The organism is Christiangramia qingdaonensis, from assembly GCF_048381525.1.
Classification (GTDB): Bacteria; Bacteroidota; Bacteroidia; order Flavobacteriales; family Flavobacteriaceae; genus Christiangramia.
Genome location: NZ_JBLWIM010000008.1, coordinates 475014 through 489456 on the forward strand (window position 1 = coordinate 475014; position 14443 = coordinate 489456).

At 38.7% G+C, this 14443-nt stretch carries 14 protein-coding genes; 12 read left to right on the forward strand and 2 right to left on the reverse strand.

The window, feature by feature from the left end:
* Positions 1-193: 193 nt before the first annotated feature.
* Complete coding sequence (gene htpG, locus ACNI3T_RS02865; RefSeq protein WP_418226550.1) at positions 194-2080, forward strand: molecular chaperone HtpG; 1887 nt, start codon at positions 194-196, stop codon at positions 2078-2080.
* A gap of 71 nt (positions 2081-2151) precedes the next feature.
* Positions 2152-2967, forward strand: a complete 816-nt coding sequence (locus ACNI3T_RS02870; RefSeq protein ID WP_418226551.1) for a hypothetical protein — start codon at positions 2152-2154, stop codon at positions 2965-2967.
* Position 2968: 1 nt separating this feature from the next.
* Here ACNI3T_RS02870 and ACNI3T_RS02875 read toward each other — a convergent pair whose 3' ends face one another.
* A complete protein-coding gene (locus ACNI3T_RS02875; protein WP_418226552.1) occupies positions 2969-5200 on the reverse strand; it encodes a tetratricopeptide repeat-containing hybrid sensor histidine kinase/response regulator in 2232 nt (743 codons plus the stop codon).
* A 147-nt stretch (positions 5201-5347) separates the two neighbouring features.
* Between ACNI3T_RS02875 and ACNI3T_RS02880 the strand changes: the two genes are divergently transcribed.
* A complete protein-coding gene (locus ACNI3T_RS02880; protein WP_418226553.1) occupies positions 5348-5704 on the forward strand; it encodes a DoxX family protein in 357 nt (118 codons plus the stop codon).
* 4 nt (positions 5705-5708) lie between these two features.
* Positions 5709-6287 carry an alpha-ketoglutarate-dependent dioxygenase AlkB family protein gene (locus tag ACNI3T_RS02885; RefSeq protein WP_418226554.1) on the forward strand — a complete coding sequence of 193 codons (579 nt, stop codon included), beginning with the start codon at positions 5709-5711 and terminating at the stop codon, positions 6285-6287.
* Here the strand turns inward: ACNI3T_RS02885 and ACNI3T_RS02890 are convergent.
* A complete protein-coding gene (locus ACNI3T_RS02890) occupies positions 6284-7066 on the reverse strand; it encodes a S1/P1 nuclease (protein WP_418226555.1) in 783 nt (260 codons plus the stop codon). The genes ACNI3T_RS02885 and ACNI3T_RS02890 overlap by 4 nt on opposite strands.
* 117 nt (positions 7067-7183) lie before the next feature.
* Between ACNI3T_RS02890 and ACNI3T_RS02895 the strand changes: the two genes are divergently transcribed.
* From ACNI3T_RS02895 to mqo, 8 genes are all read left to right on the forward strand, one after another.
* Complete coding sequence (locus ACNI3T_RS02895; RefSeq protein ID WP_418226556.1) at positions 7184-8044, forward strand: SPFH domain-containing protein; 861 nt, start codon at positions 7184-7186, stop codon at positions 8042-8044.
* 1 nt (position 8045) lies between these two features.
* Positions 8046-8525, forward strand: coding sequence for a hypothetical protein (locus ACNI3T_RS02900; RefSeq protein WP_418226557.1), 480 nt, complete (start codon positions 8046-8048; stop codon positions 8523-8525).
* Positions 8522-9460, forward strand: a complete 939-nt coding sequence (locus ACNI3T_RS02905; RefSeq protein WP_418226558.1) for an alpha/beta hydrolase family protein — start codon at positions 8522-8524, stop codon at positions 9458-9460. Before ACNI3T_RS02900 ends, ACNI3T_RS02905 begins: the two co-directional genes overlap by 4 nt.
* A gap of 3 nt (positions 9461-9463) precedes the next feature.
* Positions 9464-9634, forward strand: a complete 171-nt coding sequence (locus ACNI3T_RS02910; RefSeq protein ID WP_141877105.1) for a type II toxin-antitoxin system antitoxin — start codon at positions 9464-9466, stop codon at positions 9632-9634.
* Positions 9634-10443, forward strand: coding sequence for an HAD family hydrolase (locus ACNI3T_RS02915; protein WP_418226559.1), 810 nt, complete (start codon positions 9634-9636; stop codon positions 10441-10443). The genes ACNI3T_RS02910 and ACNI3T_RS02915 overlap by 1 nt, the downstream gene beginning before the upstream one ends.
* A gap of 63 nt (positions 10444-10506) precedes the next feature.
* Positions 10507-11772, forward strand: coding sequence for a DUF819 family protein (locus tag ACNI3T_RS02920; protein ID WP_418226560.1), 1266 nt, complete (start codon positions 10507-10509; stop codon positions 11770-11772).
* Positions 11773-11824: 52 nt separating this feature from the next.
* Complete coding sequence (locus tag ACNI3T_RS02925; protein WP_418226561.1) at positions 11825-12571, forward strand: DUF4369 domain-containing protein; 747 nt, start codon at positions 11825-11827, stop codon at positions 12569-12571.
* Positions 12572-12683: 112 nt separating this feature from the next.
* Positions 12684-14180, forward strand: coding sequence for a malate dehydrogenase (quinone) (gene mqo / locus ACNI3T_RS02930; protein ID WP_418226562.1), 1497 nt, complete (start codon positions 12684-12686; stop codon positions 14178-14180).
* Positions 14181-14443: the final 263 nt, after the last annotated feature.

Here is a 14443-nt window from a genome sequence, read left to right on the forward strand (position 1 = left end):
AAAGATACTACTTTGTTTAAGTATTTCTGTTATTTGATAAACAAAACTTTGTTAAAAGTTCTCATTCAGCTATATACAATGGCTTAGACGTATTTTTAGGGCTTTCATTACATAGGGTGTCAGTTTGACAGCAAAGCATTATTGGTATTTTTTTTGAATCTCTCAAACCGAACAAAATTTTAAATCAAATTATATGGCAACCGGAAAAATAAATGTGTCTGTTGAAAACATATTTCCGCTTATTAAAAAGTTTTTATACAGTGATCATGAAATCTTTTTAAGGGAGCTGATCTCAAATGCAACCGATGCAACTTTAAAATTAAAGCACCTTAGTAGTTTAGGTGAAGCTAATGTTGAATATGGCAATCCTACGATTGAAGTAAAAGTTAACAAGGACAATAATACGCTGCATATTATTGATCAGGGTATTGGGATGACGAAAGAAGAAGTTAAGAAATATATTAATGAAGTTGCCTTTTCTGGGGCTGAAGAATTTCTTGACAAGTACAAAGACTCTGCGAAAGATAGTGGAATTATAGGCCATTTTGGTCTTGGTTTCTACTCTGCTTTTATGGTGGCGAACAAAGTGGAGATCTTAACTAAATCTCATAAAGATGAACCTGCAGCTCACTGGATTTGCGAAGGTACTACAGAGTTCACACTTGAAGATGCTGAAAAATCCACTCACGGGACTGAAGTGATTCTTCATATTAACGATGAAGATAAAGAATTTCTGGAAGAGAGCAGAATCCAGGAACTTTTGGTGAAGTACAATAAGTTCATGCCTATACAAATTAAGTTTGGTACTAAAGAGGAAACCTTACCTCTCCCTGAAGATGCAAAAGAAGATGCTAAGCCGGAAACAAAAACCGTTGATAACATCATCAACAATCCAAATCCTGCGTGGACCAAGCAACCTACAGATCTGGAGGAAAAAGATTATAATGAATTCTATAAAGAATTGTATCCAATGCAATTTGAAGATCCATTATTTCATATCCACCTAAATGTAGATTATCCTTTTAACCTGACAGGAATCCTTTATTTTCCTAGAATGGCTCAGGATATGAATATCCAGAAGGATAAAATTCAGTTATACCAGAACCAGGTTTATGTAACTGATAATGTGGAAGGTATCGTACCTGAATTCCTTACCATGCTTCGCGGGGTAATCGACTCTCCAGATATTCCACTTAACGTCTCAAGATCTTATTTACAGGCTGATGGTGCCGTAAAGAAAATATCGAGTTATATAACCCGTAAAGTTGCCGATAAGCTGAAAAGTTTATTCAATAACAGTCGTGAGGATTTCGAGAAAAAATGGAATGACATCAAGATCGTTATTGAATATGGAATGCTTTCCGAAGATAAATTCTTTGAAAAAGCTGATAAATTTGCGCTGTATCCAACTACAGAACATGAATTTTTCACTTTTGAAGAGCTTAAAGAAGCGATAAAGGATAATCAAACCGATAAGGATGATAAACTGGTTATTCTATATGCTTCTAATAAAGACGAGCAACATAGTTATATCCAAGCAGCTAAGGATAAAGGCTACAAAGTATTAATGCTGGATAGCCCTATAGTTTCTCACCTGCTTCAAAAACTTGAAACGACTCATGAGAATATCTCATTTGTAAGAGTAGATTCAGATCACATCGATAACCTTATTAAGACAGATGATGAGAAGATCTCTAAACTATCTGATGAAGAAAAGGAAAAACTTAAAAGTGATTTTGAAAAAGTAATTCCTGCGGAAAAGTATACGATCCAAATGGAGGCTATGGACAGCACCGCCGCGCCATTAATTATTACTCAACCGGAGTTTATGCGTAGGATGAAAGAGATGCAACAGACCGGTGGTGGCGGAATGTTTGGAATGGGTAATATGCCTGAAATGTATAATCTTGTGGTTAACACCAACCACGAGTTAATAAATGCTATTCTAAACACCAAAACCGAGAAAAAACAACAACGCTTGATCAAGCAATCGCTTGACCTGGCAAGATTGTCTCAAAACCTTCTGAAAGGTGAAGAACTCACTGATTTTATTAAAAGAAGTTTCGATATGGTAAAGTAATCACTTTACTTCCGACTAACAAAGCCGCTGATTTACAGCGGCTTTTTTTATTAACCAATAAATTAAATACCATGAAGAAATTGATCGTTCTATTCTTAATTGTCAGCATCGTAAGCTGTAAGAATTCTTCCGAAGAAGAAAAAATCCCTGTTGAACCTGATAATGGGATTGGAGATGGCGCCGGACCTCCGCAGGTTCTAAGTTTTTCTGAAAATATTGAGGAAGCTCACAACAAAGCTGCCTTTAAAATGAAGGAAGCCGTTTCATTTGATATTCAGCTTAATTTTGGAGGTTCAGAAAGATTGAATGCAAAATTGGCTATGAATACGAACTCAAGTGGGATCAGAATCGAGAAAAATAATGGTTCTACCATAATTTTTGATGGAAGTAAGGTGGCCATGTCACCAGATTCAAGTGCTACAGATGGCGCACGTTTTGATATTTTCACCTGGCAGTATTTCTTTGCCATGCCTTTTAAACTTACAGATCCAGGTACAGTTTGGGAAGAATCAAGTCAGCGCAAACTTGATAGTTTGGAATATCCATCCTCAAAATTAACTTTTAATAGTGATACCGGAGATTCACCAGATGATTGGTATGTGGTGTATCAGGACGATGAGAGCAAGTTGCTAAAGGCTGCCGCCTATATTGTAACATTTGGTACTGATAAGTCTAAAGCTGAAGAAAATCCACATGCGATCGTGTATAGCGATTATCAGACAGTCGAAAATGCGAGTTTCGCCACTACCTGGAGTTTCCACAACTGGAATGAAGAAAGCGGATTAGGTGATAAAATTGGAGAGGCGAAGATTTCGAATATTCTGTTCTTTCAACCTGAAGAGAACTATTTTCAGATTCCCGAAAATTCAAAAGAGGTTAAGAAATAAGCTAAACCTTTTCTGGAATAGCAGACATGCTTAAATTCTTATAAATGATCTGGTAAAATTGCTGCACATCATATGGTTTTATAATGATGTCGCTCATCCCTGCGGATTGGATCTCCTCACGAATTTCTTCAACCTCAACGGCCGTTAAAGCTACAATGGGAAGATATTTATTGAAGGTGCGAATTTCACTGGTAGCTTCCAATCCGCTAATACCAGGCATATTCACATCCATGAGTACAAGGTCGTAATTAGACTCCCTCACCTTTTGTATGGCTGTAGTACCATCGCCGGCAACTTCACATTCAAAATCCTTCTTCTCAAGAATTCTTTTGGTAACTACCTGGTTGATTCGGTTATCATCAACTATCAGAATACGTTTTTTACCGTGCAAGGCAAGTTGATCAAGATCATCCTCTAGTGCCGGAACCTCAGCTTTAGTATGATCAATTCCGAACTCTATCATAAAACTAAATGCCGACCCTTCACCTTCTTTAGTATCCAGTTTAATCTTAGAACCGAAGAGTTTCAGTAATTTCTTTACAATAGGTAACCCTAATCCAGTTCCCTGATAATTGTAATTGCTATTCTCCAATTGCGAGAATTCCTCAAAGATCATCTTCTTCTTACTTTCAGGTATACCTGGACCATTATCTTCAATAATAAAATGGATCTTCGCGGTATCAGTACTCTCCTCCAGATGATTGATGTTAATTTTGATGAGTCCACGCTCGGTGAACTTCATCGCATTTCCTACCAGATTCATTAGAACCTGAGACAAACGGACTGAATCACCTATTAAATATGATGGAATTTGATCATCGATATCCAGAGTAATCTCATTCTTATTCTGTACTCTCGTAAACTCAAAACTGTTTACAATACTACTTAGAAGTTCCCGAATGTTAAACGATACACTCTCCAGTTTAACTTCATTGCTTTCCATCTTATTCATTTGCAGAACATCGTTGATAAGCGCCAGAAGATAATCTGCAGAAAATTTTAGTGATTTTAGATCGGTTTTATGCTTTTTCAGCCTTTTATCCTCCAGTAGTAGCGAGGTAAGCCCAATCACTCCGTAAAGTGGCGTTCGGATCTCGTGACTCACAGTACTAAAAAACCTGGTTTTCATTCTGGATAAATTTTCAGCCTGGTCACGTGCAGCTTTATATTGCTTATTTTTCTTCTGAAGTTCGGAAATTAAATTTCTTCTGTCACGGTTTATTTTAAAAAGAAACACCAATATAAAAACCAGTACTACTGAAGAGATGACCATAATGATCACTTTTTCCTTAGAACGGTCTATCAATTCATCCTTAAGGCTCTCTTCTCTCTGGGCAATTTCAAGATCCTTTTCGTATTCTGATAGTTTAAATTTCGCATTGGCGATCTCCATCTCCCGTACTTTTTCACTCTCAAATATGAGATCATTGAATTCGGTAAACTTTCTTTGTGCATTGAAAGCTCCCTGATAATCTCCTTCCTTTTCGAGAAACGCAGCATAATATTTATAAGCCTCAGCCGCTTCCATATACAGACTATCCTTTTCTGCTAACTGCAGAGACTTATCGTAATATACATGAGCAGAATCAAATGCCTTTTTATGTGCATAATACCTTCCATGCAGCATATACACTTGAGATAACCAGGCATTGTGACGGGAATCGTTTTCCTTTATTTCATCGAGCATTAGTTCGAGTGCACGATCCAGGAATGGAAATGCTCTATCATATTGATTTGCATCAAGATAGGTCCATCCAATGTTGGTGGTTGGCGCTATAAGCTCTTCCCTCATATTCAGGTCCCTTGCGAGCTTTATAGCTTTGTTATAATAATCGATCCCTTCATCCCTGTATGCTGGATTCTCAGAAAGGGCGTTCCCAAGATTATTATAAGATGTTAGTAGTATGGAATCATTTCCTGTCTTTTCGGCGTATTCCAGACCAAAAGTATAATTCTGCCGGGCACGGTCTAGATCTTTTGTATCGGAATATATATGTCCCAGGGAATGATAAGCTCTAGAAACATACAGATTATTATCCTTTTCTTTGGCTAAAGTGACAAGATCGTAAGCCTTATCTACCGCTTGCTGATACTGGTATTTTAGAATATCCTCGTTGACTTTGTCAAGCAGAGTTTGAAGTGTATCTTTCGGTTTTTCAAGGCTATGCTGCGCATAAGTAACGCTGAAGCATAAAAAAAACAAGAGAAAAAAAACTGAAACGTTTGTTTTCAATTAATTTAGATTAGGTTATCGATAGATTTTGGACGCTGAAATTACTCCATTTAAAGTACTTACACAACTAAAATTTTCAAAAAACATCTAACTATTAGCATTTTAGCCATGCATTTATTTGCATTATCTTCATCAAAAATCTTAATTATGGAAAATCCGTGGCATCTATATTTAATGTCCTTTATGTACATTTTCGCAGGTATTATGCACTTTGTAAAACCAAAAATGTATATGCGAATTATGCCAAGATACCTACCGGCCCACAAACAGCTGGTTTTACTCAGTGGTCTCGCTGAGATACTTCTTGGAATCGGATTATTATTCACTTCAACACGAAACGCTTCCATCTATGGTATTGTGATCATGCTGCTTATATTTTTGCTGGTACACTTTTATATGCTGTCCTCAAAAAAGGCCGCAGCAGGAATTTCACGCTGGATTTTAATTGCGCGAATTCCCCTACAGTTCGTTCTTATATGGTGGGCACTATTTTACCTGATCTAGGCTTATGGAAAGTATAGAATTACAAGGTGCAAATCTGCTGTATTTAGAAGATTTTCTTAGTAATGAACAAGCGGATAAACTTTTTGAAAAATTGCTGCATTACGAGCAATGGAGGCAGGATCATATCAAAATTTTTGGCAAGGAGATACTTCAGCCAAGACTTACCGCTTTATTCAGTGATAATAACAACGCATACACCTACTCTGGTCTTACGATGCATCCAGAGATATTCCCTTCCTATTTGACAGGTGTTAAGGAACGCTGTGAAGAGATCTGTGAACAGTCTTTTAATGCCTGCCTGGCGAATCTCTATCGCGATGGTCAGGATAGTATGGGTTGGCATGCCGATGATGAAAAAGAGCTTGGAACTAATCCTGTAATTGCTTCGGTAAGTATTGGTGAGCCCCGCATGTTTCACCTAAAGCATCGAAATAATAAAAACCTCACCTACAAAAAAAGGCTGCAACACGGCAGCCTTTTGGTAATGAAAGGTGACACTCAGAAATTCTGGAAGCATCAATTACCTATAACAAAGAAGCAAATTGGCCCCAGAATAAATCTCACGTTTCGAAAAATATATTAAGAGTAGATATCATTCAAAACCTTCGCAAGTCTTAGTCCGCCTTTTTGTAATTGGGACAGTACCTGCGGCATATGATCATACATATATCTATATCCTAGCTTTTCACCATTATCTACTCCATCATAAAGATCTTCTGCCATATCTCTCGATTCATAAACCCAGTCCAGTAATTCACCTTTTTGTATCGATGCCTTTTGCTTCTTGCTAAGGCTACGTGTATTCATCGCTAACTCGGTATAGCTCATCTGGTAAAAATTGATCATCTCACTATCCCACACTCTATGAATGTTCGAACCATCATTGAACCATCTCACCTGTATATCGTTTCCGCCTTTATCTTCAGAATGTCCGGTATGGAATGGCTGATGCAGGTCTCCAACAAAGTGTACCAGCATTTTTAAATGAAACTGCTTTTTGTCTCTGGAAGCCGACTTATCCTTTAACACTTTCACACATTTTCTAATGGCCTGTACCAGGTCACCATCTTCACTTGCTTCAGCTTCGATATAGGTATCCTGATCAGGATCTATATTCACATAGTGCCACGGTCCATATTTTCTAAATGCAGCATCACTTTTGATGTCATCTGCGTAGTTAGCAACGAATGCAAGTCCATGGCCATCCAGTAGATCAGTGATCGCCTTCTGAGCTTCTTTAGATAAGTGACTTTGCGCAATCTCTGCAGTTGCACGATGACCTGTTCTCCCCCAATCTGAATCGGCCGCGTTGACCTTAGCACACATCAGTAAAATGGAGAAAAGAAATAGTATTTTTTTCATAGTAGTATTTTATAGAATCCAAATATAAGGCAGCCAATAAAATATTTATGTTAAGAATTGAAATTCATTAAATTTAATATAGTATATTTATGATATCATTTTAATATCATATCTCACATGACTGAAGAAAAAACTATCACTGGATTTAATGGATACATTATGCTATTCGCATTTTTGATCTTGTTGTTTGGAAGTATTATTGCCATTTTCAATACGGGTAGTCCAGTATGGGCAATGGGTGTACTCATCGCTTTTCTTATAGTTCCCGGCCTTATACTGGTAAATCCAAATGAGTCTAGAGTACTTCTGCTTTTTGGTGATTACAAGGGTACGGTTAAGGAAAACGGTCTATTCTGGGTGAATCCGTTCTACACTAAAAAGAAGATTTCACTAAGAGCGAGAAATTTTGACAGTGAAAGATTAAAAGTAAATGACAAGCTTGGAAATCCAGTAATGATAAGCACAATTCTTGTTTGGAGGGTTCAGGATACTTTTAAAGCATCGTTTGATGTAGATAATTTTGAAAATTTCGTGGTGGTACAGACTGATGCAGCGGTTCGGAAATTAGCTAGTTTATATCCATATGATAACTTTGCAGATGAAGGTCTCGATGAGGATATCACTTTGAGATCCAGTGTAAATGAAGTAAGCGATGCATTGGAAAAAGAGCTGGAAGAACGATTGAATATTGCCGGAATCGAAGTTCTGGAAGCACGTATTGGATACCTGGCCTATGCAAATGAAATTGCCAGCGCGATGTTGAAAAGACAACAGGCTACAGCAATTGTAGCTGCCAGACATAAGATCGTTGAAGGTGCTGTAAGCATGGTGGAAATGGCACTTGAAGAACTCAGTCGAAAAGAAGTAGTTGAACTGGATGGGGAACGCAGAGCTGCAATGGTTAGTAATCTTATGGTGGTTTTATGTGGAGATCGGGATGCAACACCCGTTGTGAATGCTGGAACTTTGAATCACTAGAATGCGCATATTCAAGGAGAACCAGAAATTCAGACAATGGTGGCTCATTATTCTTATGATTACGATTGTAATTGCCAGTGCACTCCCTCTTTTTTCAGAAATATCCACAAATGAGGTGCAGCTAAAAAGTTTGATCGCGCCAATAATTAGTTTACTCGTATTTGGTCTGATATTTATTCTGAATCTTGAAACAAAAATTAATAGCAAAGGAATTAGTGCAGGTTTTGAACCATTACCTTTCTTCAGAAGACATTATGACTGGGACGAGATTCAGGAGTGTTATATAAGAACCTATGCACCGGTTTCTGAATATGGAGGCTGGGGAATTCGAGGCTTCGGAAGAGCAAAGGCCTATAATGTATCAGGAAACATAGGCATCCAGATCATCACAAAAAATAATGAACGCTTTTTGATTGGTACAGAAAAACCTGATCTGGCAAAAAGAGCGATCAGGAAGAATTTTAAAAATTATAAAGAATGAAGAATTTAATCTGTTGCGTTTTGATGATCATCTCTTCGCTATTCGCAATAGCACAGGATACAATATTTACAGAGACTGAACTGAGTGTAGATAAATTTACAGATGGTACGATCACAATCCCTGCTGATGGAAATACGAAATACCTCATCATCTTCATACAAGGATCTGGTGCAACAGATAGAAATGGGAATCAACCCATGTTGCAGAACGATGGAATAAAGAAAATAACCCGGGAACTTGCGGGCAACGGTATTGCTTCTTTTAGATATGACAAACGAATCTTTAAAGCACAAAAACTTCAGCTAAGCGAAAAAGACATGATCTTTGAGGATTTTGTAGAGGATGCTAAAAATGTAGTAAAGTATTTCAGAAAACAAGAAAGATTCAGCAACATCATCATAGCCGGACACAGTGAAGGGAGTCTTATTGGGATGCTGGTCGCCCAGGAAAATGCTGATGCATTTATCTCATTAGCTGGCGCTGCAGATCCTATTGACGAGATCATTACGGAGCAGGTCACGAACATGGCTCCAGAATTAGGTGCGAGTGCACGTACCGCTTTTGATGAAATGGCAGAGAATGGAAAAACTTCTAACTATAGTCCCATGCTGGAAGCAGTGTTCAGACCTTCAGTTCAACCATTCATGGCAAGCTGGATGAAATATAACCCTTCAGAAGAAATTAGTAAACTTAAGATCCCGGTCCTTGTAGTAAATGGTACTTCAGATATTCAGGTGAGTGAAGAGCAGGCTCAAAAACTGGCAGAGTCGAATGAAAATTCAAAGTTAGCGATTCTGGATCAAATGAATCACATTTTCAGAAAAATTGAAACGAAAGATCGACTGGTAAATACGAAATCATACAATGAACCAAACTTACCTTTACATCCCGAGCTAGTTTCAATATTAACTGAATTTGTAAAGGAACTTGACTAAATTATGGGTAAGAAAAAGGCATTCGCACTTCGGGTAGATGAAGATATGCTAAAAGCGATCGAGAAATGGGCAGCTGATGAATTCAGAAGTACCAATGGACAGATCGAGTGGATGCTTAACAAAGCCCTGAAAGACGCAAAGCGACACCCCAAACCAAAAAACGACCAGGAATAATGTTCAAAATAGTATTTTCAGACATTGACGGCACACTATTAAATGCAGATCGTGACCTATCACCACTTACCATACAAACCATTAAATCGCTGGAAGAAAGAGATATACCCTTCATTTTAATAAGTTCAAGAATGCCTGCAGCCATGCGCCATCTTCAGCAAAAGCTAGGGATAGAGCATCACCCGATTATATCCTATAATGGCGGACTCATTCTTGTAGATGGAAAAGCTGTAAGTTCTACGGAAATTCCAATTAGTACTCTTGAAAGTTTACATCAATTTAATATCGCATATGATGTGCATTTAAGTCTTTTTCATGCTGATGAATGGTATGTCCCCAGAGAAGATTTCTGGACGCGAAGGGAAATTAACAACACCAAGGTACAACCTGATTTGAAAAGTAATGCTGAGGTGTTAGAGACCTGGAAAGCTGCTGGGAAGGGCGCGCATAAGATCATGGCAATGGGCGAAGAAGAAAAGATCGATAAGATTAGGGATTTTCTTATTGAAAATCATGGTGAGGATCTTCATTTATACCGAAGCAAACCGAGTTATCTTGAGATCGCAGCCCGAAAAATATCAAAGCTTACTGCGGTGGAGCATTTGCTAAAAGAACATTTTCGTTTACCGCTCTCGCAAAGTATGGCGTTTGGAGACAATTATAACGATCGTGAAATGCTGCAGGGAGTTGGTTTAGGAATCGCTGTAGGAAATGCCAAGCCCGAAGTACTTGAAATAGCTCACATGGTAACCGCTTCCGGAAAGGAAGATGGTGTAGCGCAAAGTATTCGCGAGATCCTTTTGCAATAACTGAAAAGGAGACCGGCAGAAATTTTAAAAATTGTATTTTGCCGATCAACTTTTAAAAATTCTATGGAAACAACTGCCTTATTCACCAATGATGCGATCGTCTTTGGACTATTAATGATCGCTCTGGGTTTTGTGTTTTACACCTCTTCTCAAAAAGAAGGATTCTGGAGTAAATTTTATAAAGTCGTTCCCGCACTACTTATGTGCTACCTCATACCAGCGATATTTAATTCGGTGGGGCTCATAGATGATGACATTTCACAACTCTATTTTGTAGCCAGTCGCTACCTTCTACCTGCAGCTCTGGTTTTAATGACCTTAAGTATTGACCTGAAGGCAGTATTCAACCTTGGACCTAAAGCTCTAATTATGTTCTTTGCCGGAACATTGGGTATCGTTCTTGGTGGACCGCTCGCGATTTTACTCATTTCTGCATTTTCTCCGGAAACTGTAGGCGGTTTTGGTCCAGACGCAGTTTGGCGAGGTCTCTCCACTATTGCTGGTAGCTGGATTGGTGGCGGTGCAAACCAGGCCGCAATGCTCGAAATCTATGAATACAACCAGGATCTTTACGGTGGAATGGTGCTTGTCGACATTATAGTTGCCAACCTCTGGATGGCAATAGTATTAATGGGAATTGGAAAAAATGAAGCAATAGATAGATGGCTGCAGGCAGACAATTCAGCCATCGAAGAACTGAAAGTTAAAGTTAGCAGTTATGCTGAGAGCGTCAACAGGATCCCAATGTTACCAGATTTTATGATCATGCTGGCGCTGGCATTTGGAGCAGTTGGCATCGCACATTGGGGCGCAGATGGAATTTCTACATACCTAACCGCGAATTTTGATATTTTCAACGATAGCAAAAGCGCACTTTCCTCCTTCTCTTCCCAGTTCTTCTGGATGATAACGATCGCTACTGCACTGGGTATCATGTTCTCGTTTACGAAATTTAAGAAATACGAAGGTGCTGGCGCCAGTAAAATTGGAAGCATATTTATCTATATCCTTGTTGCTACCATCGGTATGAAAATGGACCTGACATCGGTATTTGATAATCCCGGACTTCTGGCGATAGGTCTCGTATGGATTCTAATTCATGTGATCGTACTGGTTATAACTGCGAAACTTATAAAGGCGCCGTACTTTTTCTTAGCCGTGGGAAGCCAGGCTAACGTTGGTGGGGCCGCATCAGCTCCAGTAGTTGCAGCAGCCTTTCATCCATCTCTTGCTACAGTAGGTGTACTATTGGCAGTCTTTGGCTATGTTGTGGGTACTTATGGCGCTATTTTATGTACAATTTTAATGCAATTAGCGGCTACCAGTTAGTAATAAACAGAAAAATATAAGATATTTGCGCACTTTAAAACTGCATCCCATAATGAAAAAATTAGCTCTTCTTTTAGTTATTCTGATCAGCATTAGTGCCTGTTCTGAAAAAGAAAGCAACCTGATTGTAAACGGAGAGATCAAAGGTCTCAAGAAAGGAACTTTGTACCTTCAAAAAATTGAAGACACTGCATTGGTAAATGTAGACTCAGTCCTGGTTACCGGTGACCCCAACTTTTCTATGGAAACCTATTTAGAGAGTCCCCAGATCATGTACCTTTATCTAGAAAAAGTTGATAATAATCAGTATGATGATCGTATAGATTTCTTTGCAGATAAAGGACAGATCACTATTAACACAAAACTAGATAAGTTTGAAACCAGCGCAGAAGTAATAGGATCTGTTAACCAGGAGAAATTAGTTGAATACAGAAAAATGATAAGCAGGTTCAATGATCAAAACCTCGATTTAATCAAAGCAAGTTTTGAAGCAGAAAAAGATCAGGATGAGGAGAAACTGATGGAAATTGACCAGAAGTACGATAAATTGCTGCGAAGAAAATACCTTTATACTGTAAACTTTGCGTTGAACAATAAGCAATATGAAATAGCACCGTATCTTGCACTATCTGAAGTTTTTGATGCTAACATCAAGTACCTGGATACAATTTATAATTCCTTGGAACCAAAGATCAAGAAGTCCAAGTATGGTCAGGAATTGAAAAGCTTCTTGAAGGAACGCCGAAAAGAAGAAAAACTGGAAGATAAAGTCCAGGCCCAGGAAGTTGAAAATTCATAACATAGCATAAAATACCACAAAAAAGGAGCCATTTGGCTCCTTTTTTTTATTTCTTAATATTTCTTTGGGTCAAAAGAAGAACAGTGTTCCATATTTTGTAGAAAAAACAAATATGAATAAGACGAATACCGAATACGACCTGATCTGCGCTGGTGGAGGTATTATGAGTGCAAGCCTTGCTCTTATGCTGAAATTGATAGATCCGGAAATCAAGATCATTATCTTTGAACGATTGGATAAGATCGCCCAGGAAAGTACCAAAGCATGGAATAATGCCGGGACTGGACATTCAGCATTCTGTGAACTTAATTATACTCCGGAGCAGGAAGATGGCTCTATAGATATTTCCAAAGCTATTGATACCTTCCAGCAATTTGAGAAATCGAAACAGTTCTGGGCTTATTTGACCAGTCAGGAATTGATAAAGGATCCCCAGAGTTTTATTCATAGTATTCCGCATCATGCATGGGTGCGCGGGGAAGATAATGTCAATTTTCTCAAAAAGAGGTTCGAGCGTATGAGTTCTGAATTCATGTTTGAAGAAATGGAATTCACCAAAGATCATGAGAAGATGAAAAAGTGGTTCCCGCTTATTATGAAAGACCGTGAACCTGATGAAAAAATGGCGGCTACCCGAATGGAATTGGGGACTGGCGTAAACTTCGGTTCTCTTACAGAACAATATTTTGATCTATTAGAAAATCATTTTGAAGTTCCGGTTATAAGAAACACGGAAGTTCTGGACATTGATCCAGATGGACCCGATGACTGGTCGGCTATAGTTAAAGATCTGAGTACCGGCGAGAAATCCTACTACGAAGCAGAACATATTTTTATAGGTACAGGAGGAGGCGCTTTGCCTCTATTACAAAAAGTCGAGATCCCTGAAAAAGATGGGTATGGAGGCTTTCCAGTAAGCGGACAATGGCTTTCTTGTACGAACAGAGATGTAATCGAGCAACATGATGCTAAAGTTTATAGTAAGGCTGGTGTAGATGCACCTCCAATGTCTGTACCTCATCTGGATTCGAGATTCATTGATGGTAAGAAAGAATTGCTTTTTGGACCATTTGCAGGTTTCAGCACCAAATTTCTTAAAGAAGGTTCCATTCTTGACCTGCCTAAATCTTTACGTTTTGACAATATCCCATCTATGTGGGGAGTTTTCTGGCACAATCTTCCGCTTACCACCTATCTCATCGACCAGGTAAGAATGAATCACGAAGACCGGGTAGATGAATTAAGGGTTTTTCTGAAAGATGCTAAACCGGAGGATTGGGAATTAAAAGTGGCCGGCCAGCGAGTTCAGATCATTAAACGAGATAAGGAACAGGGTGGTGTACTGGAATTTGGTACAGATGTAGTACATAGCAAGGATGGTAAAATAACAGCTTTACTTGGAGCTTCTCCGGGTGCATCTACTGCTGTTCATATTATGCTTGAAGTGATGCAGGTTGCATTTCCAGAAAAAGTAAGAACTAAAGAATTTCGTAAACAATTGGATAAAATGATTCCCTTCTGGAACAGAGATGTTCGTGAGGATAAAGAAGGCTTTAAAGCTGTTCAGGAGCGCACCAGTAAGTTGTTGCAACTTGACGCCCTGCACTAAAAATAAAATTCTGATTACAAAATTAAGCTTCTCAAATGAGAGGCTTTTTTTATACCGAAGGAAATATGCTTCCGATATTGCTAAGAACTCGTGTTAACCGAATATTTTTTTACGCAAAAAGGCTCCTCCTTTCGGAGAAGCTTTCATAAAGAGCCGATGGAGGGACTCCCTTCGACTGCGCTCAGGGCAGGCTTCTCGTCCCTTTCATATTCAAACAAAAAAGCTTCCCCTTTCAGGGAAGCTTTTTGTTAAGAGCCGATGGA